Here is a 19,674-nt window from a genome sequence, read left to right on the forward strand (position 1 = left end):
ATTAAGAGGGATTGGGCAAGTAGTTAATACTGCATTTTTACTCCTTCACCTCCACAACCCCGTTAATAAATGTTTCCACAAATCGCATGATGCGTTTGGTGATTCTTTCGGCGGTGGTGCCGCGCTCTTTTAGCTTTGGCCGTTGGTGCATGGCGGCAATAATATCATCGCGCAACGGCTTCTTTTCAGTAAAAAGGTAATCACCTATGATCTCCTGAATTTTGTCGGCGTCCAGATTCTCTTCTTTGGCCATTTGCTCAATGGCTTGTTGGCGCTCCTTGTCCCAGAATGCATAAAAAGCATCGGGAATATCATCGGTTTCTTCAATGTGGGGCAAGTTTTCCTGAATGAATTTTTCTATCAATTCACGCTTGCTGCGGAGTTGGGTATCTCCGGCCACAGTGTCCAGAATGTTTTTCTTTTGCGTTTCGTGCTCTTCGGCAGTGGCATTTTTCAGATTACCCAGCAGTTTCAGAATGTAAGCCACATTGATCTCATCGCGGTGGATGAGCTCCAGTTCAAAATCGATGTCGTTAAGAATGGAGACCTTCTCTTTCTGGTTTTGGTTACGGGCCTTATCGTACAAATCGAGGTACTTACTTTTGTAATCCTCGAAGGACTGCTCATCCATGGAGATGTCGTCGAAAGTGAACTCTGTAAAGGTATTGAGGACATTCTTCAACCGCATGAGCTCGCGGAATGCCTTGATGAATTCCAGTTCTTTGTCTTCATCGGGCAAATCATTGACGCTGTTGACGGTTGGGGCAATCTGTAACATCTGAATAAAGGCTTCATTGAATTGTTTCACATACTCATCATAAGGTTTCATGATGATTTCGTCCTTTGCATCCTTGTCGGAAAACAAGGCGATGGCATCGTCGGTGGCTTGTTTCAGATTACGGAAACAAACGATGTTACCCTGCGATTTCAGTTCGTTGAGAATGCGGTTGGTACGTGAATAAGCCTGTATGAGTCCGTGGTATTTCAGATTCTTGTCTACATAAAGTGTATTGAGGGTTTTGGAATCAAAGCCGGTGAGGAACATATTGACCACCAGCAATACATCCACCTGGCGGTTTTTTACTTTCCGGGAGATGTCTTTGTAATAGCGATAGAACGATTCGCTGTCGCGGGTGGTAAAATTGGTCTGATATTCCTGGTTGTAATCGCCGATAAATTCCTCCAGGGCATCGCGCGAATGTTTGGTATCATAGCCAATGCGGGGTTCGGCAGCAGTGAGGAACGCTTCATCTTCCACAAAGCCCACGGCATCTTTATCGTCCTCATTGGCATGATAGGAGAAGATGGTAGCTATCCGCAGATTGTGCTGCCCCTCCTCTTTCTTCTGTTTAAATATTTTATAATAGTCGATGAGCGTTGGCACGCCCGAAACACAAAGAATAGAGGTAAATTCGCGGCTGTGGGTTTTGCGATTGTGGTTTTCGATGATGTAATCGGCCACGTTTTCCAACCGCTGCGGGGATTCCATTACTTCCGCTTCATCGATGGCCTCCACTTCAATATCCAGAATGTGGTCTTTCTTTTTAAAAGTGCGGATGTACTCGATGGAAAACTTCAGCACATTATTGTCGCGGATGGCATCGGTAATCACATATTTGTGGAGACAATCGCCAAACAGCATACCGGTGGTGCGCTTCCCATATTCATTTTTCCCGGCATTTTTCTCAAAAATGGGCGTTCCGGTAAACCCAAACATCTGGCCCTGGCGGAAAAAATGCTTGATGGTTTCGTGGGTTTTACCGAACTGACTGCGGTGGCACTCGTCGAAAATAAAGACAATGCGTTCATCGCGCATGGGTTCCATCTTCTCCAGAAACCGTTTTTTACTGACAGCGGTATTAAGTTTCTGAATGGTGGTGACAATTAATTTGTTGCTGCCGCCAAACTGCTTTACCAGGGCTTTGGTATTGTTGGTTCCGTCGATGCTGTCCTCACAAAAACTGTTGAACTCCTTAATGGTTTGGTAATCCAGGTCTTTGCGGTCCACCACAAACACCACCTTGTGCACCTTGGGAAATGCGGTAAGAATCTGTGCCGTTTTGAACGATGTCAGTGTTTTTCCCGAACCTGTGGTGTGCCAGATATACCCGAATTTCCGGGTGGTTTTCACCCGCTCAATGATGGCCTCCGTGGCATAATACTGATAAGGCCGAAGCACCATCAGTATCTTTTGTGATTCATTGAGCACCACATATTTGGTGATCATTTTGGAGATGTGACACGGTTCCAGAAAAAGATCCGTAAAGGCCGACAACTGGGTGATTATTCGATTGCTTTCGTCGCTCCAAAAGAAAGTCTGCTTAAACGACCTGGCCTTGATGGGCCCGTTGGCGTAGTATTTGGTATTGACACCATTGCTGATGACAAAAATCTGGATAAACTGAAACAATCCCTGTCCCGCACCATAGGAATGACGTTCGTAACGGTTGGTTTGGTTAAAGGCCTCTTTTAGTTCCAGTCCCCGGCGCTTCAATTCAATCTGCACCAGTGGCAGGCCGTTAATGAGGATGGTCACATCGTACCGGTTTTTGTATTTTCCCTCCATGGTAACCTGTTGCGTTACCTGAAATTCATTCTGACACCAATGAATCTGGTTGATCAGCTCCACCGTTTTATTTTCACCCCGGTCGTCCGTGAATGGCACCCGGTCGCGCAATATTTTGGCCCGTTCAAACACATTGCCCTTGTTAATGTAATTAAGGATTTGTTTGAAATCGTTGTCGCTAAGGGTTGTTTTATTGTGGATCTCCAACTGTTTTTTGAAGTTGAGCAACAGATCGGCCTCATCTTTTACGGAGACCTTTTTGTACCCCAGTTCAATTAATTGTTTTACGAGATTGTTTTCGAGTATTTGTTCGGGTTGTGCGTTCATGGATTGAAAAATTTGTCGTTTCCCCAATTTTCGGGATTGGTCAGGATGTAATTTCGTATTCTGTAAAAAGAGGCGTCATCGCGTATTACATGATCATGAAAACGGGATTGCCAACCAAAATCGGAATTTATTTTACGGGCATTGATGGTACAAATACGTTTGAATTGATTCAAAATCACCCCTAAAATTCCGGGTTTCCATTTTTGGGATGCAGGGGCGGTTTGGGACGTGGATGGTGTGGCAGGGGTGGTTGGGGATGTGGTGGGGGTGGATCCGGGGGTGGGGGTGGTGGTAGAGACGCCCAAATTGGGCGTCTCTACGCCGTCCCGCGTTTCACCATCGTCCCGCGTTTCACCACCGTCCCGCGTTTCGCCACCGTCCCGCGTTTCGCCACCGTCCCGCGTTTCACCACCGTTCCGCGTTTCGCCACCGTTCCGCGTTTCGCCATTGTCCGGTCGTATATTACCATTATCCCGCGTTTCACCGTCATCATTTTTATCAATCACGATAATTCCGTGCACATGATTGGGCATCACCACAAATGAATCCAATACAACAAATGGGAAATGGCTGGGTATTTCGAACCAAAATTTTTCGACCAATTGTCCAATATCAGATAGATGCATTTTACCGTTGGCAACATAACCGAAAAAATGGTCACGTTTTTTGGTACAGATGGTAACAAAATAGGCAGCATTGCTGCCATAATCCCAATTTGGCAAACGGGCAGATAAAATGCGGTATCTGTTTTGAAATTTGTCGGTCATATCATTTGGTTTGGTTTTTTATTCATGAAAACGCCCAATGTTAATTACACAAACATCTTTTGCAACAATCCCCGTTTCCATTCTTTCATTTTTTCGATTTCGCCGGTGGTGTGTTCTATCTTTTTGTCAAGGGCGGTGAGGAATTGGGCGATTTTTTGTTGTTCGGAGTAAGATGGCAGTAACAACTCAAATTTCAATAAATCAACTTTCTGAATATTTGGCAAACCTGAACCCACTCTTAATCTCATAATTGCTGCTTGTTTAATCTTTAAGAACTGATACAAATAAATGTCATTGATTTCTTTTTTAAGATTCAATATTGTATAACAATGACCTCCACACCAAAACTTTGTTTTCATATAGTTAACATACCCACAGGAGTTCCCTCCCTCGCTAATGGTAATGGTATCTTCATTGCAATTCCATTGATCAGTAAATCCTGAAGGAACTACCCCACCATTTTGAGCAGGATATGCACCTTCATTCTCTAATTCAATTTTATTTAACTGCTGTCCTTTTCTTATTTTACAAACCTCCCCTAATTTCTTCTCCTCCCACTCCGGAAACTCCTTCCCATTTTCATTTTTAAAACGGATTTCCCGGTTAAAGATCTTTTGCATGGCGCCTTTTTTGTAGAACTCCAGTTGTTCCTTTTTGCAGGTCAGGAGTTGGATGCGCTTGTCAACGGAGGTGAGGAATTGGGCGATTTTTTGTTGTTCGGGGAGGGTGGGGATGGAAACAGATAATTTCTTTAACATACTACCAGTTACCAACGGTTGACCAGACCCAAAAACGTATCTATTTAAATTGGCTACTGTCAATAAGAAAAAGCCAAAAATAACATCAATTTCTTGAGTGTTTTCAATAATTAGCGTATTATCTGTCACACCAAAATCCCCCTCAACAAATCTGATTTTTCCTGCGTTTGCACCTACTCGGGCAACCAAGATAAATTGGCCTACATATGTTGGTTTTTCGGCTTTACCAATAACTCCCATAGACCCGTATAATGGGAACCTTCCTGAAGCAACATTTTTATCTTTTCCAGATTTGATTTTCTCCGATAAATCACCAAATTTTTTTTCCTCCCACTCCCCATCAAACTCCGGGAATCTCAGTTGCGGTATGTTGTTATGTTGTTTCATTTGTTTTCTGTTGGTTGTCTGAACCTTGATTGTACTGGATTAATTTATTACATTTTCACCAAACGCACCTCGTAAATACGCACGGCCGTGCGTATTCCCTTTTTTCCCCATAAACGTGTTAATATTTTCAGATTACATCCATTCTACAATCGGGTTTGACGTGTTTCGTTGTCTGGTTTTTTGGGTTTGTTTAATCGGGTTAAACGTATATCGTTATCAGGTTTTTTGGGTTTGTTTTATCAGGTTAAACGTATTAATAATAACAGGTTAGACGCATATTTAAAAACAGGTTAGACGCACGGCCGTGCGTCTCTACGTGCCACGTTCCACAGGCCACGTGCCGCATGCCACGTTCCATATTCCAAATGCAGGAACCAAAATCCCGATTCAATTTATATTATCATTCCAAAACGCATCCATTTTACCGGGGTTAATCATCCTGCGGGTTATTAAATTCATCCTTATCCCAATTTTTAGGATTTTGGATAATGTAATTTTTAATTTTCAAATATTCCTCTCTGTTTCTGATCACATGGTCATGATAATTGTGTTGAAAAAAATGATTGTTTTTGTTGTATTTGGGAATCCTCAGGTGTTTTTCATCAATAAAATCATCAATTTTTGAATTTACACCGGCCTTAAATCCACCAATAAATGAGGATATGGATTTTGGTAATCTTTGTAAATACGCACGGCCGTCTATATCCTGTAAATACGCACGGCCGTGCGTATCTACGGGCCAATTGCCTCGTTTGCTAATTTTTACAATGGCATGGATATGGTTGGGCATAATCTGATATTCATCCAGGATTAATTCTTCGCGTATGTCGAATGATTTCAACCATTCTGTGTTTACAATTTCTCCAAAATCGGACAGATACATTTTAGCATCAGCAATATGCCCCAGGTTGCAATCGCGATCTTGTGTTACCAATGTCAGGTAATACATACCATTCCCGGCATAATTCCAACCGGGAAAACGATGGGACTCACTGCGATATTTATTGCAAAAACTGCCAGACATCAATTTACTAGGTTAAAATGGTGTTGAAATATTCAACTCATTACAAAACGAAGCAATTTCTTCATTCACCTCCTTCATTTCCCGGTCAATTTCCTTTATTTCTCCGGCTACCTGATTCAGATCCACGGGTTCTTCCTCCTCGAACGTGTCCACATACCGGGGGATATTGAGATTGTAATCGTTTTCAGCAATTTCATCCAATGAGGCCACATAGCTGTATTTGTCGATGGTTTGGCGATTGCGGTAGGTATCCACAATCATTTCCACATCTTCATCGCGCAAGGTGTTTTGGTTGCCGCTTTTGATGTAATGGCCCTCTCCGCTGGCATCGATAAACACGATGTTATCGTCCACTTTGCGGCATTTCTTCAACACCAATATGCAGGTGGGAATGGATGTTCCGTAAAAGATATTGGCCGGCAAACCAATGACGGCATCCAGATAATTGAGTTCTTTTATGAGGTATTGACGAATAACACCCTCAGCTGCACCGCGAAACAGAACCCCATGCGGCAACACACAGGCCATTATGCCATTGTCGGCCAAATGATAAATCATGTGCTGCACAAAAGCATAATCGGCTTTGGTTTTAGGGGCCAGTTTGCCGTATTGACTGAAACGTTCATCGGTCTCAAAAAGGGGATTGGCAGCACCCTTCCAGTGTGCAGAAAACGGCGGATTGGCTACCACGGCTTCAAAACGCTGCTCAAGGTGCTGAGGACTTTCCAGGGAATCGTCCTGTTGAATGTCGAATTGACGAAAATGTACATCATGCAGAATCATATTCATCCGGGCCAGATTGTAGGTGGTGCGGTTCAGCTCCTGACCGAAAAACTCACCCACAGTGGCTTCCTTGGCCACCCGCAAAAGCAAAGAACCGGAACCACAAGTTGGGTCATAAACCGATTTTATTTTGTCTTTATCGGTGGTCACCACTTTGGCCAAAATTTTAGAAACCTGTTGAGGGGTATAGAATTCTCCAGCCGATTTTCCGGCACCGGCAGCAAATTTAGAAATCAGATACTCGTAAGCATCACCCAGTACATCCGATTCAATCTCTTCCAATTTGAAATCTATTTTATTGAGATAATCCAGGATCCTGACGATAATTTCATTACGAGCTTTTACCGTACGGCCTATTTTGGTAGAATTCAAATCCAGGTCTTCAAACAAGGCATTGAAATCGTCCTCCGATTCCGTTCCCATGGTACTTTGCTCTACATGGTTAAGAATACGCTGGAGATCTTCCAGTATGTAGTCGTTCTCAAGTCCACGCCGGGTCACCTCCGAAAAAAGATCCCGAGGTTCGAGAAAATAGCCCAACTTTATCAGCGACTCTTCACGTATGGCATTCAGCAACTCTTCATCGGTCAATTCCCGATATTCGGTAATGTCCTCTCCTACCAGCAAGTGATTGGCATAGAGATGCTGTTTTTCAGACAAATATTTGTAAAAAATAAAACCGAGAATGTAATCCCGGTAATCGTCGGCACTAATCTTTCCCCTTAACAGGTTTGCGATACCCCAAAGCTGTGCTTCTAATTGTTTTTTCTGGTCTTCTGACATATTGTATAAGACTATTAAATCTTTTAAACTTAAGTACTAAGAATTTTTATAGTTAAAACTCACCCCTCAAAATAATCCGAATCAATTTCCTTCACCTGGTAAGTCTCTTTAACCGAAACCCCCATTTTAAATTCAATCATCAATTCGGCCAGGCGAATGCCATTGATTAATACGATATTTCTATCAATATCGTGTGCAAATTCATAAGCAGATTTTGGGAAATCAGAAGTTGTAATAAAAACCCCTTTTCGGGCTTTTTGTGCCAGGAGAGCTCCTGCAAAGTCGCGTACCTCTTTTATAGGCACTGTGTTCTCCCATCGTTTGGCTTGAAGGTAAATCTTGTCCAGTCCAAGGCGATCTTCATTGATAATCCCATCTATTCCTCCATCTCCGGTTCGACCAACTAAGTTACCGGCTTCCTGGCGTGACCCGCCATATCCCATGGAGAGCAAAAGATCAATCACCAATTGCTCAAACTTAGCAGGAGATATTTCTTTAACCTTATCCAGCAAGTCAGAAGCCAGGGTTTTATTCAGACTTTTCCAGGCATTTTCTAATTCCTCTTCAGGTGTTTTGTCACTTTTTTCTTCTGGAGTTCCTTGATCTGCATCTTCCTTAATTGATTTCTGATCTCTATTGATAAATTGATTAAAGGAAGAGAACTTTTTTAAGAACGCATTATCTATCCTTGAAGGTTTTTTCTTTAAAACATCACGGCCTTGCTCAGTTATCTGAACGTGTCCCCGATTTTCAGAATGCAATAAACCAGCTTTTTTAAGATAAGTGTTCGCCCAATTCACCCTGTTATCAAAAAGTGGCTGAGATCCACTTGGCAATAACTCTCGCCGGTCCTCGGGTGAAAGATTAAACTCATTAGAAAGTAATTCTATAATTTCTCTGATTCTGTATTCTTTTCCATCAGCAACCATTTTCAACAACGGCAACATGATAGATTGATAGTCGGGTACGGCCATATTTCTTTAATTTGCCCTAAAATTAACAATTCGTTCGAATTTTATGGTAAATTAATCTATGAGATTTCCCCAATGAGACTTTTTGTACCTAATGCTCAAGAAAATAAAAAAACCGCCCCACTACGTTTAGAAGGACGGTTTTCAAAATTGGTTGCTGTTGATCTTAAAATTAAAACTAACAGCTTATTCAATTGATCTATTCACCTAAGTATTTAAAGGTCAAAAGGTGAAATTCACTCCAACTTCCCACATATGAACTCGTTAAAGTCTTTGTATTTTGGATAAAGATTTTTAGAATGGTTAATAACGTTGGTGTGTATTTTCTCTATTTGCTCAACGACTCTTTGTCCAGCCTCATCATTATCCAGGTAAAGATGCACCTTCTTAAATTCAGGCAAAAGGGATATTAAAACCTTTGTCTGACCAGTACCATTCAGGATAATTGAAGTATGCCTGGGAAAAGCAGTCTTAAAAAAAGTCAGAGCAGACAGGTAATCCATGAATCCTTCAAAAACATTCACTATTCCTGGATTGCCGGGGATGGTCGTAATGCTTTTTGGACTGGAAGACCCTTTCCAAAAGGAATTTCTTATTTCATACCCTCCCCGGTCATTTTTGAATCCAATGGCATAATACCGTTTATCTTCGATTGCATAATAAAGCTCTTTTAGAGACATACAATTTCTTACGGCATTGCCATCAATTTTCCTTTGGTTTAGATAATCGATAAGTGCCGGTCTATTAATGGACGCATTGGCCTTGATAATTTTTAATGCAGAATTCCCTAGTGTTTTCTCTGTTTTAAAAATAATATTTCGTGGTTTAGGGAACCCTTTTCCGGAAATAATCTGGAATGCTTCTTTTGCACTAACGTTATTTAACCTGCAGATTAAAGTAATGGCATTCCCTCCTTCTCCCAGTCCAAAGTCATACCAAAGGTTCTTTTCTGTATCAACCACAAAAGATGGTTTGGTTTCGTTTCGTAATGGAGAATTGAACCAGAATTTATGGTTGCGGTTTTTCACTGGCTGAATGCCATAGCTATTCAAAATAGCGAGTATATCTACATGAGATATGTTAATATCATTCACGATCTATTCAGTTTTAATTATTCGACATCAATAAAAAATGAAAATCAGCAGGCAAAGCGGTTATTAAATTGTCTATCAGCATTTAAAAGCGGCCAACAAATCGGTACTCTTACGGTTTCTCCCCTACTCTATCATTAAACCAGCAAGACTCTTTACCGGAAAACATCCGCTTTCGCAACCTATTTTGATTGTTTATTTTCAAATGGTTAACCGCATTACCGCTAAGTTTTAAAAGAAAAAGGGGATCGCATCATTCACTCTTTTGAGAGATACGAAATCCCCGGGGACGCATATTTGATAAAGCCACATATTCATAGCCATATATTTGGCAATAGGCTTTCACGTAATTGGTAAATTTCCGATCCGACAATGAAGTAAACCTTTGATTGGTTGCATCCAGAAAAGAATCACGCGTCTGAATTGTCCCCACACCCTCAAAAGCTGTCAATAGTTCCAGGTTATCCTCTATCCATTCAGCAAAAGATTGATTGGTCTCCCGGATAAGCTCTTTTTGTTGGGGATTTTTTTCTTGATATTCGGTAACACCATGCATCAAAAACAACATCACACAATTAAGCATGAACACATCAAACCGGCGCCACTCGTTTTCATCCCAGTCACTAAAGAAGGTACTTTCGTAGTAATCCAGTGGTGTAAGCTTATTGCTGAAAAACTGGAAAACCTCAATTTGGTGTTGGCGACGCAGAAAAGAACCGCTGTTACCTTTCAGAATATTGTTGGTAGTAATAACAATTGTGGGAGACTCTTCTACGGACAACTCAATTTCATCCCTGTTTTTCTTATTGATATTTCTAAACCCGGAAGTTATGATTGAAAACAGATCTTCAAAGTTGAATCCTCGCTTCACATCATCAATCCCCACAATTCTGACACTTTCATCAATCTTCTGCCAAACAAAATCCGCTTTCGCATCAAATTTCTTCCCGTCAAACAAAGCAGTCTTCCTAAATTTTGACAATGCATCAACAATCAGGCTTTTTCCACTTCCTCCTTCCGGAGCAGAACTTACCTTTTCATCATTAATAATAACGGCCCGTGATGTTGCAGATGTTTTGTAATCGAACAAACAATACCCCATTACGGAGCAAATTCTTTTAAATCGTTCTTCATTGCCCTCACTAAGCTTGGAAATAAAATCCTGAAACATCGGAGGTGTTGTTTCAATATCTGTTTCGTCATTGAAGGTGCGCGAGATAATATGATCCTTCCAGATTAAGCGCTTAAACTGACGATAAGGAATCGGTGGTTGAATGCCCTTAGCAGTAACCTTCACAACCCCATTTTGAAAATAAAAGAAAGATTCACCTGGTTTATCTCTGTGCATTTTAGGTTTTATGGTTTCCACAGCATCCAGATACTTCAATGAGAAAAGAACTGTTTTGTTGAGTATATAATCTGTTAAACGGTCATTTTCCAAGGTCTTGACATAGTTTAAAACAATTTCTTTCACCTCTGAGGTAGAAATCTTGGAGACAATGTAGTCCTGGACAAGGACTAAATCGAAATCCGCACCCTGCCTGATCTTTCGTATTCCTTTTCCATGAATAAACCTGAAAAATTTTGAAGACGAAAACCTTAGCTTCTTATCTTCAGTTTCTTTAATAAAATCACTCCCGTCAACATGCGATTGATTGAGCTTACCATCAGACATACCGGTGACCGTCTGAGTATTATCAGTTAATTTCATCTTAATAAAAATTTTATTGATTTACCGGTAATTATCCGGTTAATGAGAATAGAAAAGGCAGGCTAAAACAGAACCTGCCTGGTTGTCTTTAAATCTTATTCAAATATTCCTCAATATCGGAAGCTTTGTAATAGATCTTTTTACCGGACTTCCTAAATTTAATGGTCTGATTATCGCGCATATTTTGCAGCGTTCGCTTGCTTACTTTGAGGATTTTACAAACCTCGGCGCTTACATACCATTTTTCTTTAAAACCGTCGTTGCTCTTTAAATCAAGATTTTCAAGCTTATCAGATATTCTATCAATCTTGCGAATTAATTTCCCGAACTCATGTTCATCTATTATCATTATTTGACTTGCCATTGCAATAATTTTAAGAATTAACACTGCACCGTTGACGTCGTTAGGTGATTAATTACGTTGGCAAATCTGTGAAATAAAATGCAGGGAGGTACTCCCCGGGTATCCCCAGGGAGGATCATAAGTAATTCAATACTTGAAGCTTATTAGAAAAATATTTTTGAAAAGTTATTTCGCTTTCAACTGTGCAAGTTGAACCTTAATTTCATGCAGCTTTTCTTGTATATACTTGACACTTTTTTGATTACTTAACGGATCTTTGAAGGCTTTCAAGATAGTATCATAACCAAATGAATCATCGTTTGCATTAAAAGAGACAGAAAGGATCCTGGCTACACGGGCTTTTTGATTTTTTGATTTAATCAAACCAGACTCAAAAAATAAGGCAAACAGCAATCCTAAACTATCTGCAGTACCATTGTAATCTATCTTCTCTGACAAGTACTTTTTACTATCAGCCTCAAGCAACCTTATTTGCTTTGGTTCGGCATTGCTGGATTGTGAAGATTCAACCGATTGAGCAAGAGATTCTTTTTCATCTGTATCCATTCCATATCTTTCGAAATATCCCTCTAAAATTAAAAATGCATCATCAAGGGTTGATTTTTCAATTTTATTTATCCGTGATATATTAAACTTCTGGTACCTAGGAGTCTCTTTTATCCCTTCCAATTTTTGCCTAAACCATTTCAATCCACCAACAACTCTTTCTTCGCTCTCACTCATTTCAAGCAATTGAAGTTCTTGGCTTATAAATTTAAGGGTAAGATCTGATGCCAAATTTGTGTGAAGCATAAAATCTAAAATAAAATCTAATCTTTTCCCGTCCTCCTTAATTTCTTTCAATTCTCCTTTCAAAAATGCTAATGCAACTTGATAAAAGAAGCTTAATCCTGAATCCTCATTAAAAACAATATAGTCATGAATGAATTTCTTTACGTATTCTCCAAATTCCATGTGAGAATCGATACGAAACAAGTTAATTACTTCTTTTATCTGGGATACCTGATCTCTACTATGGATTTTGGGTGTCAAAGACTTAAAAAAGTCAAGATGGCTCTTATCAAATGAATATATAAATGTTATATCTTCTGGAATGGGAAGATCTTTTTCAAGTACTTCTACCATTTTTTTAAAATCATTTTGCAAATCATCTTCATAAAGTAGATGAACACCATATTCGATGGCCTTTTCTTTATCCACCCATTCATAAGTTAGCTCAAACTCTACGAGAATAATGCATATAAAAGAATGAATCTGTGTATACAAAGAGTAAAAATTTTCGAGTTCAGGAAATATTTTTGATATTGAAGGTCCAAATGTTATATAAGTATTCTGTGATTCTTTAATCAGTTCCTCAAGTTCCTGCTTTAATGTTAGCAAACGTTTCAAGACCTTTTCAAAATAAACGGAACGATGTTGATTTTCTATCGAACTGTAAAATTCAGATCTTAAAATGCGTAAAACCCTCCTTCCTTCTATTTCAATTTTGTCGGCAATTAATTTTTCTTTTATAATTTGGGGAGGAGCGATTGTATAAGTGGCTGAAATTAATTCACCAACCATCTCATCAAAAAAATGGAGAGGATAACTCATTTGTAAAATTAATATTGAAAATAAGACAAAAAATAAGTTTCCTAAAATACTTTATTTTGCCTAAACAACACCTCATAAAAAGGCACCTATTTCAGTCCCTATGCTATCCAAGCATTTATTTTGAACTATCAGCCACCAATTCTCCCAAGAACCGGGCAAAATCAGTAACATCCCCATGAGCACTGGCTTTTTCCAATGCAGCCATATAAGCAACCCTTTGTGCAAGTGGTATTACTGTCCATGAATAACCTCCGGATGCCAACATCACATTAAACAGGAAACGTCCGATACGACCGTTACCATCCATATAGGGATGGATAAATACAAATAAAAAATGTCCCAGCACTGCACGAACACCAGCATGGGTTTCTTCTTTTAATAAATCAAACAATACAGGCATGGCATCACGCACTCCATCAGGATTCAGTGGGGTATGCATTGATCCTTTAATGTAAACCTGAGCCGAACGATAACCTGCCAAATCACCTGCCTTTAGAATACCTGCGGTAACACTTGGTGCAAACAATTCCCGGTACCAGTCTCCATGATCATAATCAGCAACTTCCCCTGCATTTTCCCCCTCCAGGATTGCCTTAATGCTTTCTTTAACTGCCTGAAAAGCCTGATAATAGCCACGTGCTGCCATTGCATTTCGGGTTTCCTGGTCTGCTTCATTATCTTCGGGATTCCAATTTCCTGACTTTACCTTGTTTATTAGTTCAGCTGTAACCCGATACCCTTCAATTGAAAGAGAGTTGTATGCATCATCGACATAGTTGTCTTCCACTTCTTTCAAATATGCTTCAATATCTGATGGTAATTCTTTTGGAACCGGAAAATTATTAACTACCGTTTCGCGCATATTGTGCCACATTAAGCGCATTCGATTAGCATAAGGAGAGGCATCCCTTGTGCTTAGGGAAATTGACAATTGCTCATCAAAGGGATCAAGCTCTCTGACATCATACCCTGATGACTTCATGGCTTTAAGTATATTGTCTGCCAACTTTTTGTTGCCAATATTCCGAAATGCCCCGGCAAGACGGCCAGCGACAATACTATGCCCCCCATTAAGTAGCTTTTCAAGCAGCATGGAACCATCTTTAACCAACGCAAGACAGGATCGGGCATCCGTAGCATGACGAGTGAAAAAGTCTTCACTTACCGCTATAAGACCTTCTTCCAATGTTAAGAGTTGCAAACCATCCTTGTTCACCCGGGATTTTTCTTCAGGGATCTTCAGCTTGTTATCCAGAATAGAGGTACCATGCAGCAAATGAACAATATTGTTACTGGCCTTTGGAGATCGAACCAATAGCTGCGCAGGTATTATGGTATTGCCACTATGAATTAGCAATGATTGTTCCGGCGACAGGCACCAATCAGTCCCAAAGCGTGAATTAACATATACAGAAACAAATTTCCAATAAGCCATATACCATGAAGTAGTATCTCCATCACGCTCATCCGGACGGGTTGAGATATACCATCCTCTAATAACTTCTTTGATAAAGCCATTCGCTTTCAAAAGCTTTTTATGAAGAGCCGTCAAATCATCAGCATGAATAATTACGACATCGTTATCTTGCTGTAACTTCTGCAATGCTGCCAATGCCTGAGCCAGTTTTTCCTGTGGTGTGGCCATGTTTTATAAACTTTTATAGTTGAGTGCACTCGGAAAAGTAAGAATTTTGTCAAATTCGAGGCGACCGGATTTTTTGACCCGGAGTTATCGTTTGATAATGAGGATTCAAAAAAACGGCTCAACGAAGAAGTTGGCTAAATTGGACTTTTCGGAGTGGGCTCAATAGTTGTATTACATTTAGTATTTACCTGCGTACCAAATTTAGTATTTACAAATGTAGCATTTTTAGTTTATGCCATTGTACTATTTTTAGTATTTGGCAATGTAGTATCTTTAGTATATAGCCATATTATTTCAAAAAAAGAGAACCCATTTTTTTTAATTTAGGTTCGAATCCTTTTCATTAAAAATATTACCTTTAAAGTGAAATAGAGTTCATTTTGAAGTGAGCTAAAACACCCTAATTAACATAATCTGGGTGGACTTGCAGAGGACTAAGCTTAACGCCTCAGTTAAAACATTGAAAGAGTGGTATTTGAAGCCAAAAATTCATTTCCCTCTCTCTCCGCAAATAAACCATCCTTTTTTAAAAGGGTGGTTTTTTTACATCTGTGAATGAGGAGCTGCGCCCTAAGCAACGGTCGAGGCTCGAATTCACCTTCAAGCATAAGCAATCCTAATCGGTTGGATCAATTATTTCGAATTTAAACTTGAAAGTACAATAAGGGGAAAGCATTTCAACAAATTGCTGCGAAGAAATTTTCCTGCCATCAATAGAAAACAAAGGCTCTGACATCCGTTCGCCACCATCTGCCAGAATGATGCCGCTTAAACTGTTTTCTTCGAAATCAAAAGCACAATTCTCACCCATTTTTAGGGACTTTTGATTGATCTCTTCTTTGACTTTTCCTTTCAATTGCAGTTCCGCTAATTCAATATCAGCATCATAATCTGATAATATTTCAATTCTCCTGGGATAATAGACCTCTGTCTCTTCAGCAACCTCAACAGCTAATGATAACATACCACTGGGAACATCAAAAGATATTACCTTAAAATGATATTCTTTTCCCCACCTGTCTGAAATATAAAAATCATACCCGTCTTCAAGCGGACTGGTTGTAATTGTTGTCATAATATATTTAGTTAAACATTCAGTCGTTACAATTGTCTTCTGTAAATGTAATTTTTGCAGTAAATAATTCGAAATCTGTTCCGCGATAATTGTCACATTCAAAGCGCGAACCTATAATATCACCAATTATTGCTCCTATGATATTTCTGCCCAATTTTATCTGTTATGTTTTTATTTGTTGTCGGTCAGCGAATCTAATAATTTCGCCTAATACATGCCTGAAAAATAAGTATTAACTTTAATCACAGAAAAAAAAATTCATACCAATCACTTTAAAAACAACATCAAATAATTATGAAACAAACTTCATTCAGGCAGTTATTTCTTGCCTTAACCATTGTCCTCCTTATTTTAGGATTAAACTCTTGTCAAACCATGGATACACCTCAACCTCCTGATGCCAAAAAGATCCCAAAAGAATTGACCGAACACGGGGAAACCCGAACGGATCCTTACTATTGGTTGAGGAAAAGGGAAAACCCTGAAGTCATTGAATATCTGGAAGCCGAAAATGAATATACTAAGGCTGTTATGAAAGATACTGAGGAACTGCAGGATACCCTATACGAAGAGATAGTAAGCCGGATTAAACAAGATGACAGCACTGTGCCATACAAAGATAATGGCTACTATTACTACGTTCGGTATGAATCTGATGGAGAATATCCGGTGTATTGTCGTAAAAAAGATAATCTGGATGCTGAAGAAGAGGTTCTGCTTGACGGTAATAAAATGGCCCAGGGATACGACTATTTTCAGATCGGAAGTATGAGCATCAGTCCCGATAATAATATGATGGCCTACAGCATTGATACCGTAAGTCGCAGGAAATACACGATCTACTTTAAAAATTTAACTACCGGTGAAATATTGCCCAACACGCTCAGCAACACCATGGGCAGCTGCAGCTGGGCGGCCGACAACCAAACAGTGTTTTATACGGTAAAAAATCCGGAAACACTGAGGGCTGAAAGAATACTAAAACACCGCACAGATCAGACCCAAAGCCAGGACCAGGAGGTGTTTTATGAAGCTGATGAAACCTATAACTGTTATGTTCATAAAAGCAAATCAGACAAATACATCATCATCAGTTCTCAAAGCACCCTCTCCACCGAGTACCGGTTTCTTGATGCCGCCAATCCGGAAGGCGAATTCACCATTGTGCAGCCACGTGAAGAAGAACTGGAATACCACATTTCGCACTTTGGGGACAAGTTTTACATTCTGACCAATCTTGAGGCTCGTAACTTCAGATTGATGGAGGTACCGGTAACTATACCCGGAAAGCAAAACTGGCAGGAAGTGATACCGCACCGGACCGATGTTTTTCTGGAAAATATTGAGATATTCAACAACTACCTGGTGACAGAAGAGCGAAAAGATGGCCTCACAAGGATTCGGATAATGCCCTGGGATGGCGGTGACGAACATTACCTCAATTTTGGTGAAGAGGCTTATGTGGCAGGCATCTCTACCAACCCCGAATTTGACAGCCAAAAACTACGCTACGGATACAGCAGTATGACCACCCCCTACTCCATCATTGATTACGATATGGAGACTCACGAAAAAGAGCTCAAAAAAGAACAGGAAGTTTTGGGGCCTTTCAATAAGGACGATTATGAAACCATACGTGTTTTTGCAACTGCCGGCGATGGTGCGAGTATTCCCGTCACCCTTGTTTACCGCAAAGGTATAGATCCGGAAGGCCGTAACCCTTTGCTCCTTTTTGGTTACGGATCTTACGGCAACACAATTGATCCTTATTTCAGTTCGGCACGTCTGAGTCTGCTCGACCGGGGCTTTGTATTTGCAATTGCCCATATCCGTGGCGGACAAATATTTGGACGCCAGTGGTACGAAGAAGGAAAAATGATGAAGAAGAAAAACACTTTTACTGACTTCATCGATTGTGCCAATCATTTGATTGATGCTAAGTACACCAATCCAGAACAGATTTATGCCATGGGTGGAAGTGCCGGAGGTTTGCTGATGGGTGCCGTCATTAACATGGAACCTGAGTTGTTCAACGGCGTCATTGCTGCGGTTCCTTTTGTTGATGTGATTACCACCATGCTGGATGAAAGCATCCCTCTTACGACCGGAGAATACGATGAATGGGGAAATCCAAACATCAGGGAGCATTACGATTACATACTGTCCTATTCGCCTTACGACAATGTGGAGCCTAAAGAATATCCCAACCTCCTGGTGACTACAGGACTTCACGATTCACAGGTTCAATACTGGGAACCGGCCAAATGGGTGGCCAAACTACGCGATGTTAATCAAAGCGACAACCTCATCTTGTTAAAAACAAACATGGAAGCAGGTCATTCCGGTGCTTCAGGAAGATTTCGCAGGTATCGTGAGACAGCACTTGATTATTCTTTTTTGCTGAAGCTTGAAGGGATTATGGAATAAGAAAGTTCCTGCTATTTCATTTTTCTCACTACTATTCAGTCTTTTAAAAAAGCCGAGGCTTCAGTTTGATACTCCGGCTTTTTATTGTCGTTTCACCATTTAAGGCATATACGGCTTACCTGTTGCTACACCTCAAATAGTGCGGATTTCTTTAAAGACAAAGTAAAGCCCCGAAGGGGTAACATAAGCCAACAAAGGGTGAAGTGAAGTGAAGTGAAGCCCTGTGAACTGGCATCTCCCAAAGACCAGAGCCCTGGAAGGGCGTAATAGTTAGAATTGTGATTACCCCCTTCCAGGGCTTTGGGTTCGTTAGTTAATTCTTAGCGATGGGCTGTAACCCATCGCTTTTGTATTGAGCCCTTTCAGGGCAAGGTGCCACGGGGTGCTGGAACAACACGCATCCTTAGTGGATTAGGCTCTTTCAGGGCTGGTAACTTTTTCAGCTCGGCTCTGCCGCTTTCCCCAAAAGAATCCGCTTTCTCATAACGGCAGATCGGAATCCGCCGCACCTGGGAGATTTCATAACTGACGCTGTGACCCGTCTCCATGCCCCACGCCCTATGCTCTATGCCCTATTCTCTATGCTCCATGCCTTTGGTGTTTTATGCTTTTCGGACAACTTCTCGTTTTTCCTTATCCCATTTCACTCCATTAGCTGCATATTGAAATAGCCAAAAATATAGGCCCAGAGTTCTGCCTCCTGTGCATTGGTAGAAGCGGCACCATACCCCCCCTTCTAAGGTTTCATGGTAATAAAAAGGTACATTTCTGTCCTTCATTTTAGCAGCCATTTTTCGGGCATGAGCAGGATGAGAACACAACACATCACCACAAGGAAGTACTGATAAACGCTGATGGCGTTTAACTTTTTGAAGCTCTCAGTTTATCAACCGAAAGTTTAAATCACAAAAGCCATTCTGGCAATAGAAAAATCACAAACAACCACTCTTTGGAGGTATCAGGAGGAGAGTCAATTTCTACATGAGGACATAAAAAAAGCAAAATTATAAACGAAAGACAGAATCAACATTACAGAATGTTTGACAACAGTGCAGACGTATTGGATGACTACAGAGAAGTCTGGAGCCCTATCCCGATAATGGCCCCGGTAAAGAACCAACTGGATGAGTTACTGCAGCGAATTCAGGAAACTGACAACACCTCACAGCTGAGCAGTAGTCAAATCACCGAGAAGAAATTTCATTCACATTTCAATAAAAAATCAGCCTACCAGGATCCGTACCCAAATTCACATTTGGTCTGGTAATATACTTCCATAAAAATTGGTATTTAAATGGTATTTGAATAATGTGGTAACCGTTCAATCTTTGTGCCCCATAAATACAACAGCATTTTTAACTTACACTTAATGTTATGCATGCATCTTTTTTTAAGGCCTCCC

The 19,674-nt window shown here is 40.4% G+C and carries 14 protein-coding genes; 2 read left to right on the forward strand and 12 right to left on the reverse strand.

Features of this window, described 5'->3' with window-relative positions:
• Positions 1 to 37: 37 nt before the first annotated feature.
• The 12 genes from DDZ16_RS16495 to DDZ16_RS16555 all read right to left on the reverse strand — a co-directional run bounded on the left by DDZ16_RS16495 (position 38) and on the right by DDZ16_RS16555 (position 15,845).
• Positions 38 to 2,893 carry a type I restriction endonuclease subunit R gene (locus DDZ16_RS16495; protein ID WP_109265590.1) on the reverse strand — a complete coding sequence of 952 codons (2,856 nt, stop codon included), beginning with the start codon at positions 2,891 to 2,893 and terminating at the stop codon, positions 38 to 40.
• On the reverse strand, positions 2,890 to 3,660 hold the full coding sequence (locus DDZ16_RS20780; protein WP_158275694.1) for a transposase: 771 nt from the start codon (positions 3,658 to 3,660) through the stop codon (positions 2,890 to 2,892). The genes DDZ16_RS16495 and DDZ16_RS20780 overlap by 4 nt, the downstream gene beginning before the upstream one ends.
• A gap of 44 nt (positions 3,661 to 3,704) precedes the next feature.
• Positions 3,705 to 4,805 (reverse strand): restriction endonuclease subunit S, encoded by a 1,101-nt coding sequence (locus tag DDZ16_RS16510; protein ID WP_109265592.1) that lies wholly within the window; start codon positions 4,803 to 4,805, stop codon positions 3,705 to 3,707.
• 430 nt (positions 4,806 to 5,235) lie between these two features.
• Entirely contained in the window at positions 5,236 to 5,829 is a 594-nt protein-coding gene (locus DDZ16_RS16515; protein WP_109265593.1) for a transposase, read from the reverse strand.
• Between the two features lie 12 nt (positions 5,830 to 5,841).
• Complete coding sequence (locus DDZ16_RS16520; protein ID WP_109265594.1) at positions 5,842 to 7,395, reverse strand: type I restriction-modification system subunit M; 1,554 nt, start codon at positions 7,393 to 7,395, stop codon at positions 5,842 to 5,844.
• Positions 7,396 to 7,454: 59 nt separating this feature from the next.
• A complete protein-coding gene (locus tag DDZ16_RS16525; RefSeq protein WP_109265595.1) occupies positions 7,455 to 8,369 on the reverse strand; it encodes a restriction endonuclease in 915 nt (304 codons plus the stop codon).
• A gap of 233 nt (positions 8,370 to 8,602) precedes the next feature.
• Positions 8,603 to 9,460: a toprim domain-containing protein gene (locus DDZ16_RS16530; RefSeq protein WP_109265596.1), complete on the reverse strand. Its 858-nt coding sequence runs from the start codon at positions 9,458 to 9,460 to the stop codon at positions 8,603 to 8,605.
• A gap of 250 nt (positions 9,461 to 9,710) precedes the next feature.
• Complete coding sequence (locus DDZ16_RS16535; protein WP_109265597.1) at positions 9,711 to 11,168, reverse strand: hypothetical protein; 1,458 nt, start codon at positions 11,166 to 11,168, stop codon at positions 9,711 to 9,713.
• A gap of 88 nt (positions 11,169 to 11,256) precedes the next feature.
• Entirely contained in the window at positions 11,257 to 11,532 is a 276-nt protein-coding gene (locus DDZ16_RS16540) for a helix-turn-helix domain-containing protein (protein WP_109265598.1), read from the reverse strand.
• A 165-nt stretch (positions 11,533 to 11,697) separates the two neighbouring features.
• Positions 11,698 to 13,125 (reverse strand): hypothetical protein, encoded by a 1,428-nt coding sequence (locus DDZ16_RS16545; protein WP_109265599.1) that lies wholly within the window; start codon positions 13,123 to 13,125, stop codon positions 11,698 to 11,700.
• A 115-nt stretch (positions 13,126 to 13,240) separates the two neighbouring features.
• Positions 13,241 to 14,770, reverse strand: coding sequence for a Fic family protein (locus DDZ16_RS16550; protein ID WP_109265600.1), 1,530 nt, complete (start codon positions 14,768 to 14,770; stop codon positions 13,241 to 13,243).
• A gap of 616 nt (positions 14,771 to 15,386) precedes the next feature.
• Positions 15,387 to 15,845: a DUF7713 domain-containing protein gene (locus DDZ16_RS16555; RefSeq protein ID WP_109265601.1), complete on the reverse strand. Its 459-nt coding sequence runs from the start codon at positions 15,843 to 15,845 to the stop codon at positions 15,387 to 15,389.
• A gap of 294 nt (positions 15,846 to 16,139) precedes the next feature.
• On the opposite strand from DDZ16_RS16555, the gene DDZ16_RS16565 reads away from it, so the two are divergent.
• Together DDZ16_RS16565 and DDZ16_RS16580 are read left to right on the forward strand one after the other, a co-directional pair.
• Positions 16,140 to 18,272 carry a S9 family peptidase gene (locus tag DDZ16_RS16565; RefSeq protein ID WP_232526790.1) on the forward strand — a complete coding sequence of 711 codons (2,133 nt, stop codon included), beginning with the start codon at positions 16,140 to 16,142 and terminating at the stop codon, positions 18,270 to 18,272.
• Between the two features lie 1,036 nt (positions 18,273 to 19,308).
• On the forward strand, positions 19,309 to 19,539 hold the full coding sequence (locus DDZ16_RS16580; protein WP_109265604.1) for a hypothetical protein: 231 nt from the start codon (positions 19,309 to 19,311) through the stop codon (positions 19,537 to 19,539).
• Positions 19,540 to 19,674: the final 135 nt, after the last annotated feature.

This window comes from Marinilabilia rubra (genome assembly GCF_003121985.1).
GTDB classification, from domain to species: Bacteria; Bacteroidota; Bacteroidia; order Bacteroidales; family Marinilabiliaceae; genus Marinilabilia; species Marinilabilia rubra.